Here is a 20,564-nt window from a genome sequence, read left to right on the forward strand (position 1 = left end):
AATGCAAATGTAAAAACTTTATAAGAAATATTTATAAAATACCTCTAGATTTGATTTCTAAATACTTATTAATTGTATTAATTGTTAATTTCTGTGGAGGGGTGAGAATTGTTTGAATGCCTTTTTGTTGAAGTGCTTTTGTAATCAATTGTTTATCAGTCAGAAATTGTCTGGCGAGGGTTTGGTTGTAAATTTCTGAAATAGTATTTGTTGGCTCATTGATTATTTTATTTAATTCGGTATTTTCAAAAAAGATGACAACTAAAACATGTCTTTTTGCAATGGCTTGTAAATACTTGATTTGCCTTTCAAGCGAAGAAATATGTTCAAAGTTTGTATAAAGCATCAAAAGACTTCTCTGTTTGATATTGCGCTTTATTGAGGTTTGTAGCAGCCCGAAATCTGAATCTAAAAATTGACTGTCAATATTATATAGGTTTTCTAAAATTGGACTTAACTGTGTATATTTAGCTTTTGCCGGAAGCCATTTGTTTATTTTATTCGAAAAATCAATCAAGCCCACTTTATCTCCTTTTTTCAAAGCTATATTTGAAAAAGCTAATGCACTGTTTATTGCATAATCAACTAGTTTGAGCTCCTCAAAGGGCATTTTCATCACTCTGCTAGTGTCAATGATGGAATAAACCGATTGCATTTTTTCATCTTGATACTGGTTGACCATCAAATTTGATTTTTTGGCAGTCGCATTCCAATTTATTGTCCTCAGGTCATCACCGGTAACATATTCTTTGATTTGTTCAAACTCCATTGTATGTCCAATGCGACGAATCTTTTTCAATCCAAAGTGGCTGTATTTACTGTCAATCGCCAAAAAGTTAAACTTTTTCATTTGAATAAATGACGGATATACTTTAACTTTTTGGTGCTCATTAAAAGTATATTTACGTTTTAAAAGTCTAATTGGAGAAGCAACAAAGCAATTTAGTTTTCCAAATTCATATTGACCTCTTTCTACCGGTATTACTTCATAATTAATAGTTTTCTGCAGCTTTCCATTCAATTGTAGTTCTATCAAAAAATTGCGTTTTTGAAACTGGAAAGGCAATTCATCTATTATTGAAATATGTGTTTTAAATTGGTATATATTATTCAATTTAATTATAACATCATTCAAGTCGCTGTTAGAAAATTTTTCAGGGAGAATTCTGCTAACTTTAAATCCATCTTTTTGATAAAGCATGATAAAGTCTAATAGTAAAAATACAATCAGCAAATAGATTAATAACCAAGCTACACCATACAGTGCAAAAAACCAGTTTGATACTAGAAAAAGCATTGATATGAATGCGATTATAATAAATAAACGGTTGGAGAGGTATATAGATTTAAATGTTGCTATCATTTATCTGGGCACTTCTACAGATTTTGAAATCATATCAATCACGTTTTCCGGGGTCATACCTTCCATTTCTCTTTCAGGCGAGAGAATGATGCGGTGTCTCATTACCGGCGTCAATGTTTTTTTTATATCATCTGGGGTTACAAAATCACGGCCGTTTATGGCTGCAAAGGCTTTTGAAGCATTCATAATTGCGATTGAGGCCCGAGGCGAAGCTCCTAAATATAAATGTGGATGATTTCTGGTTTTTTCAACTAATTGGGCGATGTATCCAAACAATTTCTCTTCAATTATAATATCCTGAACTTGTGATTTAAATTTAGCAAGACTTTCAACAGTTAAAACTGACTCTATTTCGTCCAGAGGCAAATTTAATTTGCGTTGATCGTGAGTTTTTAAAATTAAAATTTCCTCTTCAAGATTGGGGTAATCAACTTTAATTTTAAATAAAAACCGGTCTAATTGAGCTTCTGGCAGAGCATAGGTTCCTTCTTGTTCTAAAGGGTTTTGAGTGGCTAAAACCACAAAAGGAAAATCCATCGTAAATTTATTTCCATCAATGGTGATTTGTCTTTCTTCCATCACTTCAAAAAGAGCAGATTGGGTTTTAGCAGGTGCTCTATTTATTTCATCAATAAGTATTACATTGGAGAAAACAGGGCCTTTTTTAAACTCAAACTCTGATGTTTTTAAATTAAAAATTGAAGTTCCCAACACATCACTCGGCATTAAATCTGGTGTGAATTGTATTCTGCTAAAATTTGTCTTTATAGCTTTAGCAAAAAGTTTTGCAGTGATTGTTTTTGCAATTCCCGGTACACCTTCAATAAGAACGTGGCCGTTAGCCAACAGGTTTACAATTAAAAGTTCAATAAAATCATCTTGTCCCACAATAATTTTATTGAGTTGAGCTTTGATGGCTTCTACGGCAGCTTTCAGTTCACTTAAGTCTATTCTATTGTCAAAATGTAAATTATCGTTTGAATTTTCAGGGTTTTCCATCTCTATTAATTTTTAATTGGGTGATTTTTTCGTGAAACGAAATTAATTCTTTATCTGTAATTTGTTCTTTGTTTTGAAGCTGCCTCAGTTCGTTTAATAAGCTCTTTATTTCCTCTTTTGGAGTATTTGTTTTTATGGCAAGTTCTTCAATAAAACGGCTGTCAGCTTCATTAGTCTCTAATCTTAATTGAACTCTTACGTAATCAAAAAGCTGTCTGATGAGTTTGTTTAAAATTGCTTTATTGTCTTTTTTATCAAAATAAATTCCTGCAATGGTTTGAGTGTATTCGAGGGTTTTGTTTTTTATAGGATTGATTACAGGAATGACCCGTTGTTTTCTTTTCCCTTCAAAAAGTATATACAATAAAGCTCCAAAAAGAATCAGATAATATGCCCATTTTAAGCTTTTATTATTAAAAATAACTTTGAGAGGAGACGTATTTATTCTTTTTCCGGTTTTGTAATAATTATCCCAATAAATTGTACTTTCATTGTTAATGTAGGATAAAACATTTTCAGTGAAAATATGGTTTTCTTGCTCTAATAAGAAAAAATTTGTAAATATTTCCGGTTGGTTATAAAGATAAAGCTCGCCTTCACCAAAAGGTATTTTTAAAAAATTTACTTTACGACTCTCTTTTTTTATTTCCTTTTCAAAAGCTTGGGAAAATCCTAAAACCACTTGTGAGCTGGTATCAATTTCTTCAAAATAAGGGATTGTAAAACTCTTGTTTATATGAAATGATTTATCAGGATTAAGATGTTTGTTTACAAGTGTTAGTAGGGGTTGAGTTTCAAATTTATCAAAAAGATAAATATTATTAATTTCTAAATTCAATGTATCGAGCAAAAAATTACTATAGTTTTTTGAAGCCAAAAAAAGAGTATTTCCTTTGGCTGTCCAAGCAAATAATTCTTTTGCTTCTTCTTCATCAAAAATGACAGTGTTGTTTATGAAAACATAAGTGCCTTGAGTTTCAGGATTTGAATTTATAAATTGAAATGGAGGCTCGTTGACTTCGATAAAACTTTCTGAAAATTTGCTCTTCAGGTTTTCATGTAAAATATATGTACCCAGAGGTATTTTATCTTCTTTCGAATAGGAAGGAAACCAACTAACAGGTAATGGTTTTGTTGCTTCAAGGTATACCAAAAAGCCTAGGAGTATTAATAATACTGTAAATAGTAATTTTTGAGGCTTACCCATCTTTTTTTGAAATTAAATTATCTAATTCAACAAATTGGGCTTGGGCTTTTGAAAAGTCACTGTTTGAAACGGCAAAGTTTCCATACCAAATATATTCATACAAAAAGGTAACCTTTAAAAAATGAGATTTTAATTGCTTATTATTGATTTCAGATATATAATCCGAATTTGTTTTATCAAATTGGTATTCAATGATTTCTGACTCATCTAAACCTTTTATTACCTTTAAATAATAGTACCTAATTGCCAATCGATAATCCTGGTTAGTTAACGCATCATCAACCAATTTATCGATATTTTTTGACCTTATTATTTTTTCTTCATTTGAATATAAAATTTCTGGTTGAGTTTTACTTTTAAAGAAACCCACACCTGGATTCAATCTGTAGAATAGCCAAATGATAAAAATCAGTACTCCAATGATGATTAAATAGGGGAGCACTTTAAATAAGAAAACTATAAATGAATTGGATTCATAATCTCCAAAAATCCATCGCCAAAATTGATTCCAGGTTTTGTGAATCCACGTTTTAAATTGTGACCACCAGTTTTCTTCTACTTCTTTATCTGAATAGTCAAAACGTGAGTCTTTTGAATAATTTTTTAAAAGTTCTCTATCAAGTTTTAAAGGAGAAAGGGTTGAGTCTTGGTCATATAAAAGAGATTGGGATTCTCTAGCTTCCTGAGAATTTGACTGTGCATAGCCACACCATATAAAACTTAAAAAAAAGAATAGTAAAGTGGCTTTCATAAATAGTTTAACTTTCTCCCAATTGATTTATAGACTCCAAAGTACCTGTGAAGTTTTTCTTTTCATTTAAATTGAAATAAATGAAAGCAATTGCAATTATAACAATTGTAAATAAAAGGTATTGGGCGAGCATTGCAATAACATCAAGAGTAATTGAAAACCAATCAATCATAGCGAAAGGGTCTGCAGATATTTCTTCACTCATTAAAAATCCTTTTGAAAAATAATATATTAGTTGTGGAACCTGAAAAATAAAAGTGATTAAATAATACAGTAAATAAATCACGATGAAGGTAGCAAAAGTAATCCACCATTCATCCTTGATTAATTTAAAACTATTGCTAATAGCTAAACCAATGTCATTTCGTTCAAAAACAAAAATTGGATAAGCCATTGCAAGGCAAACTCCAAGATAAATTCCTGGTATTACACAAAAAATTATACCGGCTGCAGTGATAATTCCGATTAATAAATTTAACCCTATCATTAAGAAAAAATGAGATTTTGCATAGGAAGAAACATCATCTGGATTTACAGAACCATCAGTTTGGATATATGATTTAATATACCCGAGCACGGTTCCATATATTAAAGCATAGAAAGCCATTGCAGAAATTAACAATAAGAATACAGATAAAATTGTATTGGTTCCCAGCGTTTCAGAAACTATAATTTTTTCAATATCCCCCAATGTTGTTTGCATATAGTATACATAGCTTCCAATCATGGCCAGTAGTGCAGGTCCGGTGATTTTTAAAATGAGTGAGAAGAGTGTTTTTCCTTCCACTCTAATGAATTTAAAAATATCGGTGATAATTGCACCAATTTCGCGTTGTTGCTTAAAGTTGATTACTTCTTTCATGGAGTTTATTTAATTTTATTGGATAAAAAATATAGTAATACAATATCAAATACAATGAGCCTCCAATTATAAGGATGGAAAGCCAGTTTGGCATTTCAGTTTGCCTGGTAACAAAGCCTTCCAGAAAACCAGCGATAATAAAAAAGGGAATTGTGCTCATAAGAATTTTCAATCCGGCTTTTGCACCTTTAATAAACGATTGAAGCCTGGTAAATGTCCCGGGGAAAAGAATGCTGTTACCTAAAACAAGACCAGCAGCACCAGCAACTATAATAACAGAAATTTCGATAGTTCCGTGTATCCAGATAGTCCTTACAGACTCCCAAAATACCCCTTGTTCATAAAAAAAATATTGAAAAGAACCCAGCATAATTCCGTTTCTCATTAATACGAAAAGAGTTCCTAGACTTAAAAATATTCCAAAAACAAAAGCATTGAGTGCTACTCTGATGTTATTTATAGTAATGCCTAAAAACATTTCCATTTGCCCCATTTTTTTATAAACAGCCATAGGGTCCCCTTTTTCAATGTTGCTCAAAGTCATATTAACGTAACCATCACCCAAGATTAATCTGACAAAATCACCATCGGTAGCCGCAGAGTAAGCACCAATCAGACTAAAAAGAAAGAAAGTCAAAAATGAAACCAGTAAATGCTTTTGATATTTGTAGAAAAACAACGGAAATTCTTTGGTATAAAAAGTTATCAAACGATTTCTTGACTCCTTTTTACTCTTGTAAATTTTTTGATGTGCCAGTATGGAAAGATTATTTAAATATTTTAATGTGTTGCTTTGTGGATAAAACGTTTGAGCAAAACTTAAATGATCTGTAACCTCAATATACAAGGCGCTTAGTTCGTCTGGAGAAATTTGAAGATTATTCTTTAGAACACTTTCAAATCTTAACCATTTGTCTTTATTTTGTTTTATAAAAGCTGCTTCACGCATCTACTGGATTTTGCTTGTCCAAAGAAACATATTAAATGGATAATTTTCAAATAGAAACTGCACAAAATGTTACGATTTCACAAAACGTGGCAGGCATTGGTGAGCGCATTTTAGCCTACATTATTGACAGTGTTTTAATAATTATTTATTTATTTATTGTGTTTTATTTAATTTCAATAGTCGAAATTGGAGATGACGCTTATTTTTTAATTATTATGACGGTCGGGCTACCCTTGCTTTTATACCACTTGCTTTGGGAAATTTTCTGGAATGGCAGAAGCCCCGGAAAAGCCGCATTGAATCTGCGAGTTGTTATGTTAGATGGTTCAAAACCCGCTTTTTCAAATTTTTTACTTCGCTGGTTAATGCGATTGGTTGATATTAGTTTAACTAGTGGAGGAGTTGCTGTAGTAACAATATTATTGAATGGAAAAGGGCAGCGTTTAGGTGATATGGCTGCTACTACAACGGTGATTTCTGAAAAAAAAGCAGTTTCAATTGCTTCTTTAAAAATGGTAGATTTTCCTGATGATTATATACCAAAATATCAACAGGTAACTGTATTTAGAGATAAGGATATACAAACGATTAAATCTGTATATTACAGAGCTAAAGCATATAACAATCATCATTTAATTTTGAGATTGTCTGAAAGGGTTTCAAAAATTATGGAAGTAAATTTTGATGAAAAACCCATCGATTTTATAGAACGTATCATTAATGATTATACATACTTAACTCAAAAATAATGAGCCTTTATTTAATCATAGATATATTAGGAACCATTGCCTTTGCAATCTCTGGGGTGCTAACCGCTATGCACAAAAGACTTGATTTGTTTGGGATTTTTATTATCGCATTTGTGACCGCAGTGGGTGGAGGAACTTTGAGAGACCTATTGCTGGATTCTCCAATTACCTGGATGCGAAATATGACCTATATCTATGTAATATTCAGTGCTGCAATTTTTGCCATTATTTTTAGAAATAAACTCAATTACTTGAGAGGTTCTCTTTTTTTGTTTGATACAATTGGCATTGCTTTGTATACACTTGTAGGAATTGAAAAAGGGATTCAAATGGATTTACATCCAATAATTTGCATATCATTAGGAACAATGTCTGCATGTTTCGGTGGAGTGATCAGAGATATTTTATGTACTGAAATTCCTATAATCTTCAGAAAGGAAATTTATGCAACCGCATGTATTTTAGGTGGTATTTTTTACTTTTTACTAAGCTTAACAACTTTAGATTTCAATTGGATTGTAATAATTTCTGGCTCGGTTGTAATAACGGTAAGACTTCTGGCGGTTCGGTTTCAACTTTCACTTCCTTCGGTTTATAAAAAGGAGGAACCTAATCTGTAATAATTGCGTTTATAAAAACATTGTAAAGTGGCCAGTCGCCTTGATCGGTTTCCAGATCGGCAATTTTATCAACAACATTCATTCCTGAAATGACTTTTCCAAAAACAGTATAATTTGGATTAAGATGATGTGCTCCTTTATGGCTTTGTACTATGTAAAACTCATATGGGGCAGATCTGTCATCAGGGTTGTCTCTATATTCTTTGGCTGAGGCCAAAGCACCCCTGTTATGTTTGTACTGAATTTCAGGTGGCAAAGTATATTCACCCATTTTACGCCTCATTCTACTGGTTTCAATAACATCACTATTGCCACCTTGAATTATAAAGTCTTTAACGACTCGATGAAAAACGGTTGTGTTTAAATACCCATTTTTTATTAAGTAAATAAAATGCGCACGATGTATGGGAGTGGTATTGTAAAGTTCCAGCTTTATGTCACCGTGAGGAGTTTCTATGGTTACAAACCTTTCCGGATTATTTTTTCCATACTCAAGAAGAAATTCTTCTAGGGTTTCGTTTGTTAAATTTACAAGTTGGTCTAAAGTGTCTTTTGCATTGTCTTTGTTGAGCTTTTTTTTAATAGATTCAGGGATTGGAACAGCAATGGTATCTTTATTTTCAGTGTTTACAGTTTCATTTACTTTTTTTTTATCTTCACAAGATAGAATACTGAGGATAATAAAAATTAAAAGGACAAACTTTTTCATTTAGAATTAAATATTAAGGCAGAATTTATTTACGCCCTTTATGGTTTTCAATTATGGAGTTTAATGAATTTAAAGCATCGATATCAAAAGTAAAAAAATTAAGCCTTCCCGGCGAAAATATTCAATTAAAAATGGCACCTGTAGAACGATTGAATGAATTAAAGCTGGCTGCAATAACCAGCAAAAAGGTAAATAGGGCAGGTGTAATGGTATTGTTTTATCCTACTTTGAAAAACGAAACTAACCTTATATTGATATTGCGAAAAACATATAAGGGAGTACATTCCGGTCAAGTGGGTTTCCCCGGGGGACGATTTGAAAAAGAAGATAATGATCTGCAGCAAACAGCATTAAGAGAAACCGAAGAAGAAATTGGAGTTCCCAGAAATAAAATAAATGTTTTAAAACAACTTACAGAAATGTATATTCCGCCTAGCAACTTTATTGTACACCCTTATTTAGGTTTTTCAGATTATACACCTCAGTTTATTGCTCAACCTTCAGAAGTTGAAGACTTGATTGAAGTAAAACTCACCCATTTTTTAGATGATTCTAACATTTGTTCCCAAACTTTATCAACTTCCTATGCAAAAAACATACAAGTTCCGGCTTATCAATTGAATGGACATGTTGTTTGGGGCGCTACAGCAATGATTTTAAGTGAAGTAAGACACTTGTTAAAAGAAGTGCTATAAGCTACCCTTTTTGTATCTTTGCCAACTATTTGTGCTTCTGGTATAAATGAAACCTCAAAATTGATTTTTTATGGGATTATTTAAGAGAAATCCTTTTGGTCATATACTTTTTTTAAAACGCTGGTTAATCAGATTTATGGGTGCTATCACTCATAGAAGGTTTAAAGGTTTTAATGAGTTACAAATTGAAGGTTCAGAATTTCTTCGAGATTTACCTGAAAAAAACGTTCTTTTTGTTTCAAACCATCAAACATACTTTGCTGATGTAGTTGCTATGTTTCATGTGTTTAATGCAAGTTTGAGTGGGAGGGATGACTCTATAAAAAACATAGGCTATTTGTGGAGCCCTAAATTAAATATTTATTACATCGCTGCAAGCGAAACAATGAAGTCTGGGTTGTTGCCAAAAATACTAGCTTATGCAGGAGCGATACCTATAGAACGTACTTGGCGTGCTAAAGGACAAGAAGTTAACAGACAAGTTAAAATGAGTGATATAACTAACATTGGAAAAGCTCTTAATGATGGTTGGGTGATTACTTTTCCTCAGGGAACAACAAAACCATGGAAACCAATTAGAAGAGGAACTGCCCATATAATCAAAAAGTTTAAACCAGTCGTTGTACCCATTGTTATTGATGGTTTCAGAAGGTCATTTGATAAAAAAGGGATTATGATTAAAAAGAGAGGAATCCTTCAGACGATGGAAATTAAACAACCTCTTGAAATTGATTATGAAAATGAATCTATAGATGAAATAGTCACAAAACTTGAAATTGCCATTGAACAACATCCGTCATTTTTAAAGGTAATTCCGGCAGAAGAACTCAAAAAAGCTGAAGAAGAAAATATTCAAAGGCAATGGAAATATTAAAACTCCCACTTATCTGTTTCCAGTTTAAACGTTTTTCTTCTCACGATAACTTCAGGATTGAAATTTTTCCACAAGTTCTGTAAAGCAAAATTATCAGCTAGAATCGGGGTTAAAATACAGTTTCTGATACCGTTCTTTTTGAATGTTTCATAATACTCTTTAAATATAATAGCAGTCACTCCTTTGTTTTGATACTCCGGACGAATTCCTATTAAATAAAACAAGACAGTGTCATTTTTCTTTTTTGCCCTTAAAAAATGTATAAACCCAAACGGGAAAAGCTTCCCTTTCGCTTTTTGAAGTGCTTTTGAATAAGAAGTCATTACTACACTAAAGGCAACTAATCTATTATCTTTATCAACCACAAATTTGATATACTCTGGGTTGATAAGGCTGATGTATTTCTTTTTAAAATATTCTTTTTGTCTTTCAGTGATCGAAACAAATGAAGCCAAGGAGGAATAAGACTCATTAAACAAATCGAACATACTATTCACTTGAGGTTCAATTTCTTTTGAACTACCGAAATTTAGTGCTTTCAAACCATACTTCTGCCTGATAATTTTATCAGCTCTATAAAACGTCTCAGTATTTTGAACATTATCAAATGAAAATTCACTTTCTATAAACTCTTTTTCGGTTGTAAAACCAAATTTTTCAAAGTGGCTGATATAATAAGGAAAGTTATACCAAGTGATCATAGTTCCCAATCGATCATAACCCATGGTCATTGCACCAACTTTGTCCATATTTGAAAATCCTATGGGACCCTCAGCATAAGAAAGAGACTTTTTCTTTCCTTTTTCGAAAACTTTATTAAGAAGAGATTTGCTTACCTCTAAATCATCAATAAAATCAAACCATCCAAAGCGAATTTTTTGAATTTTGAGGGTATTGATTTCGTGCCAGTTAATAATTACTGCAATACGCCCAACTATTTTGTTGTCTTTATAAGCGAGATAGAACCACACATCGGCATTTTCAAATGCAGGATTGATTTTTTTATCAAACCCCTCAAGTTCATCTTTAATAAGTGGTGGAACCCAGTTTTTGGAATCTTTATATAAATCAAAAGGAAATAAAACAAATTGCTTTAAGTCCTTTTTTGAAGCGACTTCTTTAATTGTAATCATCTCTTATTCACCATCATTTTCAATGTCAATAAAATCATCTTTTCTTTGATTCTTCTTCTCATCCTCTTCATCACGCCCTCTACTATTGGGGTCTTCAATTATTTGATCTTTAGAATGCATATCTAGGCGATAAGATACTCCAACACCAATATAAAATTTTGAAGGTGTATCTTTAAAATTAGTGGATGCCAAAACGTCAATTTGAAAATCTTTTCCAAAAAGATGTGCTCCCCCAAACCTCAGTATTTGGTCAGCATAAAAATCACTTTTTATTCCTTGATTTTCAATAAACATAGAGAACTTTGGATTAAAAGCATGTGTCAAAGTTAATATATAAGAGTAGGTTGGAAAATCTGAGGTTACTCGATCTACAATTATATTGGTAACAAAAACCCAACCTCCTTGCATGTTGTTTTGAGTCATTAAAACAAACTTTGGGCTAATAGTGGGGTCATTGGGTGGTAAAAAAGGGTTATCCTCAGTATCAAAATTTACACCGGCAAAAAATGAAACAGCAGGAATCAATTCCCTCCATCTGAATTTATTATTTGCGTTCCAACTATAAAGATTTGGTTTTTCTAGGGCGCGCTTTTTATAAGGGTCATAAATTAAATACTTTGCCCCGAGTGTATTATATCTAAAATTACTTTGATCATATTCAAATGTAGAAGCAGAACGGTTATCAATAACAGATTCTGAAAGAAAAGACCCCATTACGCTTATTTCCAATTGTTCCCAAATTAACCCATACCTCAATGAATAATCTATTGTAAAAGCATCCGTTTCTGTTTGGAGTAACTCGTGTTTTTCCCAGCCTTTAGTAAATCCGGTTTCGAGTTGTAAAACTTGATTTCCTACTGCAAAAGCACCTTGGGAAGCTCCGGGTCTGTTTGAGTTTATCACTTCTGTATATTGACTCGTAGCGGTTAAAAAGCTACAGGTCAATATACTGCAAAGTAAAAGGTTTTTATTTATCATTGGGTAATGGTGTTTTGTGTAAATATACTGGAATTTATTATTTTTTTAATAGAACAAATTACCATTTCTGTATTGTGTTGTTTATTTTTGAACTTTCAATAAAATTAAAACATTACATTAAATGGAGACGTTTTTCAAAACGCTTTTAATTATACTTTTAGTCTATTTTGGTCTTAAAATATTATTTCGGCTTGCCATGCCTTTCATTATGCGATTTATAGCCAAAAAAGCCGGTCAAAAAATGGAGCAGGCGTTTAAATCCCAATATGGTTATCAGCAAACAAGAGATGAAAATGAAGGAGAAACGGTTATTGGCAAAAAACAACAAAAGAGATCACAATCCAAGAAACCCGTGGGTGAGTATGTAGATTACGAAGAAATTGATTAATTTTCGCTTTTCTAAACCAATCCAATGAAAGATTTTACCCAAAAGTATCTCCCTCACCTCATTGTTCTTGCTCTTTTTATAATCGTTTCGTTGTTTTATTTCAGTCCGGTTATGCAAGGGAAACAAATCCTGCAAAGCGATATTGTTCAATATACCGGAATGGCAAAGCAGCACAATGATTACCGTGCAGAAACCGGGGAAGAATCCTATTGGACAAATTCAGCATTTGGCGGGATGCCTACCTACCAACTCGGGGCACAATATCCACATAATTATATTAAAAATATAGACAGAACACTTCGGTTTTTACCCAGACCGGCAGATTACATATTTCTATACTTTATAGGGTTTTACATTCTTTTACTGGTTTTAAAAGTGGATTATAAACTGGCAGCGTTGGGTGCCCTTGGTTTTGGATTCTCCACCTATTTGATAATTATTTTGGGAGTTGGCCATAACGCCAAAGCCCATGCCATAGCGTACATGCCTATGGTCCTTGCGGGTATCTTCCTTGCTTTTCGAAAGAAATACCTTTTGGGTTTTATCCTCTTTACACTTGCCATGGCTCTTGAGATAAGTGCCAACCACTTTCAAATGACTTATTACTTACTGTTACTGGTGTTGGTAATTGGGGTTATCTACTTGGTTGATGCTTTTAAAAAGAAGGAACTCTCGCATTTTTTCAAAGCGGTTGGTATCATGGTAGCGGGAGTTATTATAGCAATAGGGTTGAATGCCACCAATATTTTAGCAACACAGGAATATGCTGCAGAATCCACACGCGGTACAAGTGAACTGACAATCACCCCGGAAGGTGCACCAAAAGATAACACACAAGGACTCTCCAAAGAATATATCACAGAATACTCCTATGGCATTCTGGAAACCTTCAATTTATTCATCCCACGATTTATGGGAGGAGGAAATGTTGAAGATGTGGGTACAGATTCTGCTACCTATGATTATTTAATGAAACGGGGTCTTTCTCCCGCTCAAGCCAATGATTTTGTCACTGCCGTGCCCACTTACTGGGGGCAACAGCCCATAGTAGCCGCTCCGGCATACATTGGTGCAGTAATCTTGTTTTTAGCTTTGTTGGCGATTTTTCTTCTCAGAGGAAAGCATAAACGCTGGTTGATTGCCGGTTCTGTTATGGCATTATTGCTTTCTTGGGGTGATAACTTCGAAAATTTAACAAACTTAGATTTAACAGGCTTCCTAATCGATTATTTTCCATTATACAATAAATTCAGGGCGGTTTCCTCGATTCAGGTAATCATTGAGCTTTGTATGCCTATACTGGCTGTTTTAGGGCTCCATAAATTGCTGTCTTCAGATATTGAGCAGGAGGAGAAACTCAATGCGTTGAAATACAGCGGTGGGATTTTAGGAGCACTTTGCCTGTTGTTTTTATTGTTTAAGAACAGTTTGTTTAATTTTTCAGGTGCCAATGATGGTTATTATATCCAAGCCTATGGACAAGAGTTTATGGATGTCATAAAAGAAGACCGTAAAGCTATTTTTGTTGAAGATACCCTGCGAAGCCTTGGGCTTGTTATAGCAGCAACCGTGACTCTTTATTTGTTTTTGTCAAATAAGTTGAAACGAAACGCCTTGGTTTTTATATTGGGGGTTTTAATCCTTTTTGACCTGGTGAGTGTAGACAAGCGCTATGTAAACAATGATAATTTTGTGAGTGCCCGCCAAATGAATACTCCTTTTCAGGAAACACAAGCCGATGCTGAAATATCAAAAGACGAAACACACTTCAGGGTGTATGACCTGAGTACAAATCCCTTTGGAAGTGGCAGGGCTAGTTATTTCCACAATGCCCTGGGAGGTTATCACGCTGCAAAACCCAGACGCATACAGGATTTGTATGATTTCTATCTGGAAAAAGGTAGTCTTGAAGTGTTCAATATGTTTAATGTAAAATATTTACTTGAACGTGATGAAGAGGGCAGGGTTCTATTTTCGGAAAATTATGATGCCAATGGAAATGCCTGGTTTGTAGATAGTATTGTTATGGTTGACAATGCAGACGAAGAGATTCTTTCTATTGCTGAAACCAATACCAAACAAAAAGCCATTGTTCACAAAGAATTCTCAGAACTATTGCCGATAAACAATGTAGAGGTTGATTCTGTAGCATCTATTGATCTAATAGAAGTCAGACCTGATTATCTTTATTACGAAACTGAAAACCCCCAACAGGGCATAGCTGTTTTTTCTGAAGTGTATTATCCACATGGATGGAATGCATATGTTAATGGAAAACCACAAGAGCATTTTAGGGCAAATTATGCATTGAGGGCCATGGTGGTTCCGGCGGGCTACAACAAAATTGAATTTAAGTTTGAGCCTGAAGTAGTCGATACCGGAAGCAAAATAAGCCTTGGAAGTAGCATATTATTCTTGATTTTGTTAATAGGAGCTGTTTTTGTTTCGTTTCGAAAGAAAAAATAGGGGACTCTGTGAAAAATCCATTCAAGGTATTAATTGTCACCTATTACTGGCCTCCGGCGGGAGGACCTGGAGTACAACGCTGGTTGAAATTTGTGAAATATTTACGTGATTTTGATGTCGAGCCTGTTGTTTTTGTTCCTGAAAACCCACATTATCCATTAATTGATGATTCTTTTGAGTCTGAAATTCCAAAGGGAATTGAAGTGATAAAGTATCCCATAAAAGAACCCTACCGTTTTGCTAAACTTCTTTCAAAAAAGAAAACACAAACCATCAGCAGTGGCATCATATCAGACAAAAAACAATCTTTACTGGAAAAATTTTTATTATGGGTGCGCGGTAATTATTTTATCCCTGATGCGCGTGTGGGTTGGGTGAAGCCTTCCGTTAAATTTCTGGAAGAATATCTCATTGACAATCCTGTGGATGTTATTATTACTTCCGGTCCACCACACAGCTTGCATTTGATAGGGATGGAGCTAAAGAAAATTACAAAAACACCGTGGGTAGCTGACTTCAGGGATCCCTGGACGTCAATTGGGTATCACAAAAAACTCAATTTATCAAAAAAGTCACAAAGAAAGCACGAGAAACTCGAAGCTAACGTGCTTCAGACTGCAGACCACATCATTGTTACAAGCCAAACCACTGAAAAACAGTTTGAAGTTATCACAGATGTGCCCATCACCGTGATTACAAACGGTTATGATACAGAAATAGCAGAGGAAGTTAAGTTAGATACAAAATTTACGGTCTCTCATATTGGTTCATTGCTTACAGAAAGGAACCCTGAAATTTTGTGGAAAATCTTTTACGAACTGATTAATGAAAACAAAAGTTTTGCTTTAGACTTTCAATTACAACTTGCAGGAGTTGTGAGTGACGAGGTGGTAAAAAGTATCAAAAGCTATGGCTTAAGTGACTATTTAATCAATATAGGATATATTTCACATAATCAAGTACTTGATGTTCAGAGAAAATCACAAGTACTTTTGGTTCTTGAAATAGATAGTATTGAAACCAGAGCGATTATTCCCGGAAAGATATTTGAGTATTTGGCCGCACAAAGACCCATTTTAGCTCTTGGTCCAAAAGAGAGTGACATAGAGTTCATAATAAACCAAACGGGTACCGGAGTTTTTTGTAATTATAACAAAGAAGCAGAAATTAAAGAGACACTTTTATCGTGGTATCAAAAGTACAAAGATGATAAACTGGTATTGGATCCAACCAATATAAATCAGTATAGCAGAAAAAACCTAACCAAAAAGCTGGCAAAGATCCTTAAGGCAATTTAAAGCAGGAGTTTTATTATGGGAATTGTTATTAAACAGTCCGTTCAGAATACCTTTAGCACTTATCTGGGTTTTGGGGTGGGGGCAATCAATACGCTTTTCCTATATACCAATTTTCTGACTGATGAATATTACGGACTGGTGGGTTTCCTGCTTTCTGCCGCTACTATTATGATGCCTTTGATGGCTTTTGGCGTTCATAATACCCTTATTAAATTCTATACTTCATATAAAACTGCAGGAGAGCAGCAAAATTTTGTAACGACCATGCTTTTTTTACCATTACTGCTTATTCTTCCCATAGGGCTAATAGGCTATATAAGTTATGAAACCATTACCAACTTCCTGGCCAAAGAAAATGCAATAATAGAAGATTATACCTGGATAATTTATTTGACAGCTATTTCTATGGCATATTTTGAGATATTCTATGCCTGGGCGCGGATTAAAATGCAGAGTGCCACAGGAAACCTTTTAAAGGAAGTCTTTCATCGTGTGGTGATTATGATATTGCTTTTTGGGGTTTATTTTGAGTTGGTGAGTGTCCACCTTTTCATTTGGTTGCTGGTTGCGGTTTATTTTCTCAGAATGCTGATCATGTTTGTATTTGCTTTGAGATTAAATTTCCCAAAACTCGCTTTCAGAATTCCTCATAACATAATCCCGGTCTTAAAATATTCTTTTTTGATCATTATAGCCGGTTCTGTTTCGCTACTGTTACTCGATATTGATAAGGTGATGCTGGGAAAACTGATCCCAATTGAAAATGTAGCTTATTATAATGTTGCAATCTTTATAGCCACAGTAATCGCAGTGCCTGCCCGGTCGATGCACCAAATCACCTATCCTCTTACGGCTAAATTCATCAATGAAAAAAGCTCAGATAAACTGAAAGAACTTTATGTCAAAAGTTCCCTGACTCTATTTATCGTTTCCGGTCTCCTTTTTTTGCTCATCGTACTGAACATTAAAGAACTTTATACACTACTCCCTGAAGAATATGCCACAGGGCTCTTTGTGGTAATCTTGATTTCATCCTCCAAACTGTTGGATAACCTTATGGGAATTAACAATGCTATTTTGTATAACTCAGAATATTATCGTCTCACCATCGTCTTGGGGGTACTATTGGCTATTCTTACAATTGTACTCAATTTGGTGTTTATTCCCATTCTGGGAATGGAAGGTGCTGCCATTGCAACAGTGATTTCACTTTTACTCTATAGCTTCGCAAAAATAGCCGTGGTCAATGTGAAATTTAAAATGCATCCTTTTACTTTCGAAACGGGAAAAACCTTTCTTTTAATCCTGATAACAACATTTGCCTTCTTTTTCTGGGATTTTAACTTTCATTCGGTTATGAATATACTATTGAAGTCGCTTTTGATCTCTGTGCTGTATTTACTAGTGGTATACAAAGGCAAGCTATCTGAAGATATTTCCGATTTTATGAAAAGGTTTCTGCCTTTTTGAAAACAACAATAGCAACCATAAAGAAAGCGTTCTCTCTGCAAATAGTTTTAGTTTATCACAAGAACTACTTACTTATCTAATTGTTTTTTAATTATCTAACTTTTTATAAGAAAGCTTATTATAAAACAAACTCCCCTTTAAAATATTCAAATATTTTGATAAAAAATTAAGAAGAGAATCTTCAAGAAGTTAAAAGGTTTGCATTATTGTTCAAATAGCTTTATCTTATGAGGTGAATTTTAGTTCTAAAGTTCCACTACCTATAACTAATTTAAATTTCAAAAAACATTTTAAGAAAAATGCCAGAAGAACTAACCAAATCTCAAGCGCTGCTTGAACGAAGAAAAAAAATAGTAGCCAACGGAGTAGGAATCTTTAATACTGCCACCGTTAAAGAAGCAAAAGGTGCAATAATCACAGACGTTGATGGTCGTGAACTCATTGATTTCGCGGGCGGAATAGGCGTGGTCAATGCCGGCCATTGTCCGGAACCGGTCGTGGAAGCCATCAGGGAACAGGCAGGGAAATACTTGCATACCAGTTTTAACGTGGTTACCTATGAGCCCTATATAAAATTATGCGAAGAGCTCGCCGAAATCCTTCCCCATGGCGACAACACCAAAGCAATGTTGATCAGCACCGGTGCGGAAGCCGTCGAAAACGCCATTAAGATTGCCCGTCAATATACAAAAAGACCTGCCGTTTTATGTTTCACGGAAGCCTATCATGGGCGGACACTGCTCGGAATGAGCTTGACTAGTAAAGTGAACTATAAATTTTCCTCCGGACCTTTTGCTCCTGAAATATACCGAATACCATTTCCAAACGTCTATAAATATTCCGGCAAACAGAGTATGGATGATTTTGTGGAGACTGAGCTGACGAGACTTAAAGAAAGTGCTCACAGCATGGTCGATATCAACAGTGTAGCAGCCATCATCATTGAACCCATTCAGGGTGAAGGCGGATTTAATCCTGTGCCACAAAAATACCTTGAGGGTTTGCGCTCTTTCTGTGATGAGCATGGTGTCTTGTTGATAATGGATGAAATCCAAAGTGGATTCTGCCGAACGGGTTACTGGGCCAGCTGGCAACACTACGGGGTGCAACCGGATTTAAGCACCTATGCAAAATCGATGGGCTCCGGACTTCCTATTGCAGCCGTTGTAGGCCGTGGTGAAATCATGGATGCTGCCGGTATCGGAACCATTGGTGGAACCTATATAGGGAGCCCTATATGTTGTGTGGCCTCCTCTGCAACGATACAGTTTATGAAAGACAAAAACCTAAATCAACGGGCGGTCCATATTGGAAAAATCATAACAGACAGAATAGAAAATCTTCAGAAGGAATTTCCTGAAATAGGGGATGTCAGGGGAATAGGAGCAATGATAGGTATAGAATTCGTTCACGATAATGATCCCGGAAAACCTGCAACAGAATTATGTGATAAAATAGTTAAAGGCTGTGCTGCAGCCGGTCTTATCCTTTTGAGCGCCGGGACTTTTAAAAATGTTCTACGGATTCTTTCTCCGCTGGTAATCACAGATGAACAGTTAAATCAAGGACTGGATATTCTGGAAAGTCAAATTAGAAAACACGTCAAGCAGTAATTTAGTAAGTAGTTTAAAATACCCGGAAAGAAGTAAGTCTTTTTCCGGTAAACCTTTTAGTTATAAAATAATAATAAAATAAATGAGACCATTTGCAGTAGCAGGAATACAGATGAAGGTTTCAGCAGTCGCTTCCAATTTGGAGATGATGAAGCTGAAACTTGATATAACCATGAGTCTTTACCCTTGGGTGGATATGGTTGTTTTTAGTGAATTATGCGGTTACGGGCCGCTTACACATACCGCTCAGGAGATACCCGGGGAATTTGAACAGCAGATGCAGGCATTGGCTAAAAAACACAACATTTGGTTGTTGCCGGGTTCTATTTTTGAAAAGGATCACGGCCGTATTTATAATACAGCCACCGTAATCAATCCGGAAGGTGAGATTGTTACACGTTACAGAAAAATGTTTCCTTTTTATCCCTATGAGGTGGGTGTAACACCCGGCTCTGAATTTTGCGTCTTTGATGTGCCCGGTGTGGCTAAATTTGGCGTTTCCATTTGTTATGATATGTGGTTCCCTGAAACGGTAAGAACCCTCACTGTGATGGGGGCCGAAGTAATCCTTCACCCTACAATGACGGGAACGATTGACCGTGAGATTGAACTTTCAATAGTAAGGGCAATGGCAGCAGTAAACCAATGTTATTTCTTTGACGTAAATGGCCTGGAATCCGGTGGAAGCGGAAGATCAATTGTTTGTGGTCCTGACGGGCGTGTCATCTATCAAGCAGAGGGAAATGAAGAGATTTTTCCATTGGAATTGAATATCGAAAGGGTAAGAAGAAGTCGGGAACTAGGTATCCTGCGTTTGGGACAACCGTTAAAGAGTTTTCGCGACCATATAGGCCAGTTTGGCATCTATCAGCCGGGAGCAGATTTGCCATACCTTAATTCATTAGGCCCTCTGATTAAGCCAACAAGAATAGACACACTTACAAAATTAAAAATGAAGGAAAATGAATATGAACCACCCACAGCACCAACAGGATATAAAGGTTTTGGGGAACTTTAAACAATAATTAATGGGAGGAGTACCACAAAAAAAGCAAAAGACTGAAAAGCCATTTAAAGATTATATTAACTGGTTTGAAATACCTGCAGTCAATTTTCAGCAGGCACTGGATTTTTATAATCACATCTATGCCATGGAGATGGAAACAAAGCATGATGACAACTATTCCATGGCTTTTTTTCCGGCAACGACCGGTATAGGGGGAGCCATAGTGGCTGGTCCCGGTTCCATGCCCAGTGATACAGGACCTTTATTATATCTCAACGGAGGCAAAGACCTCAATACAATTTTACAAAGGGTAGAAGTCGCCGGCGGAAGGATTGTATTGCCTAAAACCCTGATCAATGAAGAATCAGGATACTTCGCCATCTTTATAGATTGCGAAGGAAATAAACTTGCCTTACATTCAAAAAAATAACTTT

General features: G+C 34.9%; 20 protein-coding genes. 11 read left to right on the forward strand and 9 right to left on the reverse strand.

The genetic code is table 11. The annotated features are described in order from the left end of the window. Positions 1–31 precede the first annotated feature (31 nt). The 6 genes from IEV69_RS11425 to IEV69_RS11450 are packed head-to-tail and all read right to left on the reverse strand — an operon-like array spanning position 32 to position 6,131. Positions 32–1,363, reverse strand: a complete 1,332-nt coding sequence (locus IEV69_RS11425; RefSeq protein WP_188442576.1) for a DUF58 domain-containing protein — start codon at positions 1,361–1,363, stop codon at positions 32–34. Further along, on the reverse strand, positions 1,364–2,362 hold the full coding sequence (locus IEV69_RS11430) for an AAA family ATPase (protein ID WP_188442578.1): 999 nt from the start codon (positions 2,360–2,362) through the stop codon (positions 1,364–1,366). After that, positions 2,349–3,569, reverse strand: coding sequence for a DUF4350 domain-containing protein (locus IEV69_RS11435; protein ID WP_188442580.1), 1,221 nt, complete (start codon positions 3,567–3,569; stop codon positions 2,349–2,351). Before IEV69_RS11435 ends, IEV69_RS11430 begins: the two co-directional genes overlap by 14 nt. Further along, positions 3,562–4,320, reverse strand: coding sequence for a DUF4129 domain-containing protein (locus tag IEV69_RS11440; protein ID WP_188442581.1), 759 nt, complete (start codon positions 4,318–4,320; stop codon positions 3,562–3,564). The genes IEV69_RS11435 and IEV69_RS11440 overlap by 8 nt, the downstream gene beginning before the upstream one ends. Before the next feature lie 7 nt (positions 4,321–4,327). Further along, positions 4,328–5,182: a hypothetical protein gene (locus IEV69_RS11445; RefSeq protein ID WP_188442583.1), complete on the reverse strand. Its 855-nt coding sequence runs from the start codon at positions 5,180–5,182 to the stop codon at positions 4,328–4,330. After that, a complete protein-coding gene (locus IEV69_RS11450; RefSeq protein WP_188442585.1) occupies positions 5,160–6,131 on the reverse strand; it encodes a stage II sporulation protein M in 972 nt (323 codons plus the stop codon). The genes IEV69_RS11445 and IEV69_RS11450 overlap by 23 nt, the downstream gene beginning before the upstream one ends. A 35-nt stretch (positions 6,132–6,166) precedes the next feature. On the opposite strand from IEV69_RS11450, the gene IEV69_RS11455 reads away from it, so the two are divergent. Together IEV69_RS11455 and IEV69_RS11460 are read left to right on the forward strand one after the other, a co-directional pair. Further along, positions 6,167–6,880, forward strand: coding sequence for an RDD family protein (locus IEV69_RS11455; RefSeq protein ID WP_188442586.1), 714 nt, complete (start codon positions 6,167–6,169; stop codon positions 6,878–6,880). Beyond that, positions 6,880–7,500 (forward strand): trimeric intracellular cation channel family protein, encoded by a 621-nt coding sequence (locus tag IEV69_RS11460; RefSeq protein WP_188442587.1) that lies wholly within the window; start codon positions 6,880–6,882, stop codon positions 7,498–7,500. Before IEV69_RS11455 ends, IEV69_RS11460 begins: the two co-directional genes overlap by 1 nt. Here the strand turns inward: IEV69_RS11460 and IEV69_RS11465 are convergent. After that, the gene (locus IEV69_RS11465) at positions 7,490–8,209 is read right to left on the reverse strand and encodes a peptidylprolyl isomerase (protein WP_188442588.1); all 720 of its coding nucleotides are present in this window, start codon (positions 8,207–8,209) and stop codon (positions 7,490–7,492) included. The genes IEV69_RS11460 and IEV69_RS11465 overlap by 11 nt on opposite strands. 53 nt (positions 8,210–8,262) lie before the next feature. Between IEV69_RS11465 and IEV69_RS11470 the strand changes: the two genes are divergently transcribed. Next, on the forward strand, positions 8,263–8,904 hold the full coding sequence (locus IEV69_RS11470; RefSeq protein ID WP_188442589.1) for an NUDIX hydrolase: 642 nt from the start codon (positions 8,263–8,265) through the stop codon (positions 8,902–8,904). 70 nt (positions 8,905–8,974) lie between these two features. Continuing rightward, positions 8,975–9,778 (forward strand): lysophospholipid acyltransferase family protein, encoded by an 804-nt coding sequence (locus IEV69_RS11475; RefSeq protein WP_188442590.1) that lies wholly within the window; start codon positions 8,975–8,977, stop codon positions 9,776–9,778. Here the strand turns inward: IEV69_RS11475 and IEV69_RS11480 are convergent. Together IEV69_RS11480 and IEV69_RS11485 are read right to left on the reverse strand one after the other, a co-directional pair. Then, positions 9,775–10,911, reverse strand: coding sequence for a GNAT family N-acetyltransferase (locus IEV69_RS11480; RefSeq protein WP_188442591.1), 1,137 nt, complete (start codon positions 10,909–10,911; stop codon positions 9,775–9,777). The two genes, IEV69_RS11475 and IEV69_RS11480, sit on opposite strands and share 4 nt — an antisense overlap. Before the next feature lie 3 nt (positions 10,912–10,914). Next, positions 10,915–11,889, reverse strand: a complete 975-nt coding sequence (locus IEV69_RS11485) for a transporter (protein ID WP_188442593.1) — start codon at positions 11,887–11,889, stop codon at positions 10,915–10,917. Positions 11,890–12,010: 121 nt separating this feature from the next. On the opposite strand from IEV69_RS11485, the gene IEV69_RS11490 reads away from it, so the two are divergent. From IEV69_RS11490 to IEV69_RS11520, 7 genes are all read left to right on the forward strand, one after another. Beyond that, positions 12,011–12,277, forward strand: a complete 267-nt coding sequence (locus IEV69_RS11490; RefSeq protein ID WP_188442596.1) for a DUF4834 family protein — start codon at positions 12,011–12,013, stop codon at positions 12,275–12,277. A 24-nt stretch (positions 12,278–12,301) separates the two neighbouring features. Then, positions 12,302–14,743, forward strand: a complete 2,442-nt coding sequence (locus tag IEV69_RS11495) for a putative glycosyltransferase family protein (RefSeq protein WP_188442598.1) — start codon at positions 12,302–12,304, stop codon at positions 14,741–14,743. A gap of 8 nt (positions 14,744–14,751) precedes the next feature. Then, complete coding sequence (locus IEV69_RS11500; protein ID WP_188442600.1) at positions 14,752–16,041, forward strand: glycosyltransferase family 4 protein; 1,290 nt, start codon at positions 14,752–14,754, stop codon at positions 16,039–16,041. A 15-nt stretch (positions 16,042–16,056) separates the two neighbouring features. Next, entirely contained in the window at positions 16,057–17,511 is a 1,455-nt protein-coding gene (locus IEV69_RS11505) for a lipopolysaccharide biosynthesis protein (RefSeq protein ID WP_188442602.1), read from the forward strand. A gap of 299 nt (positions 17,512–17,810) precedes the next feature. Continuing rightward, a complete protein-coding gene (locus tag IEV69_RS11510) occupies positions 17,811–19,124 on the forward strand; it encodes an aspartate aminotransferase family protein (protein WP_188442604.1) in 1,314 nt (437 codons plus the stop codon). 82 nt (positions 19,125–19,206) lie between these two features. Next, positions 19,207–20,142, forward strand: a complete 936-nt coding sequence (locus IEV69_RS11515) for a carbon-nitrogen hydrolase family protein (protein WP_188442606.1) — start codon at positions 19,207–19,209, stop codon at positions 20,140–20,142. Between the two features lie 10 nt (positions 20,143–20,152). After that, entirely contained in the window at positions 20,153–20,560 is a 408-nt protein-coding gene (locus IEV69_RS11520; RefSeq protein WP_188442608.1) for a VOC family protein, read from the forward strand. Positions 20,561–20,564 lie beyond the last annotated feature (4 nt).

Origin of the sequence: Planktosalinus lacus, from assembly GCF_014640155.1 — a bacterium.
In the GTDB taxonomy this organism is placed as follows: Bacteria; Bacteroidota; Bacteroidia; order Flavobacteriales; family Flavobacteriaceae; genus Planktosalinus; species Planktosalinus lacus.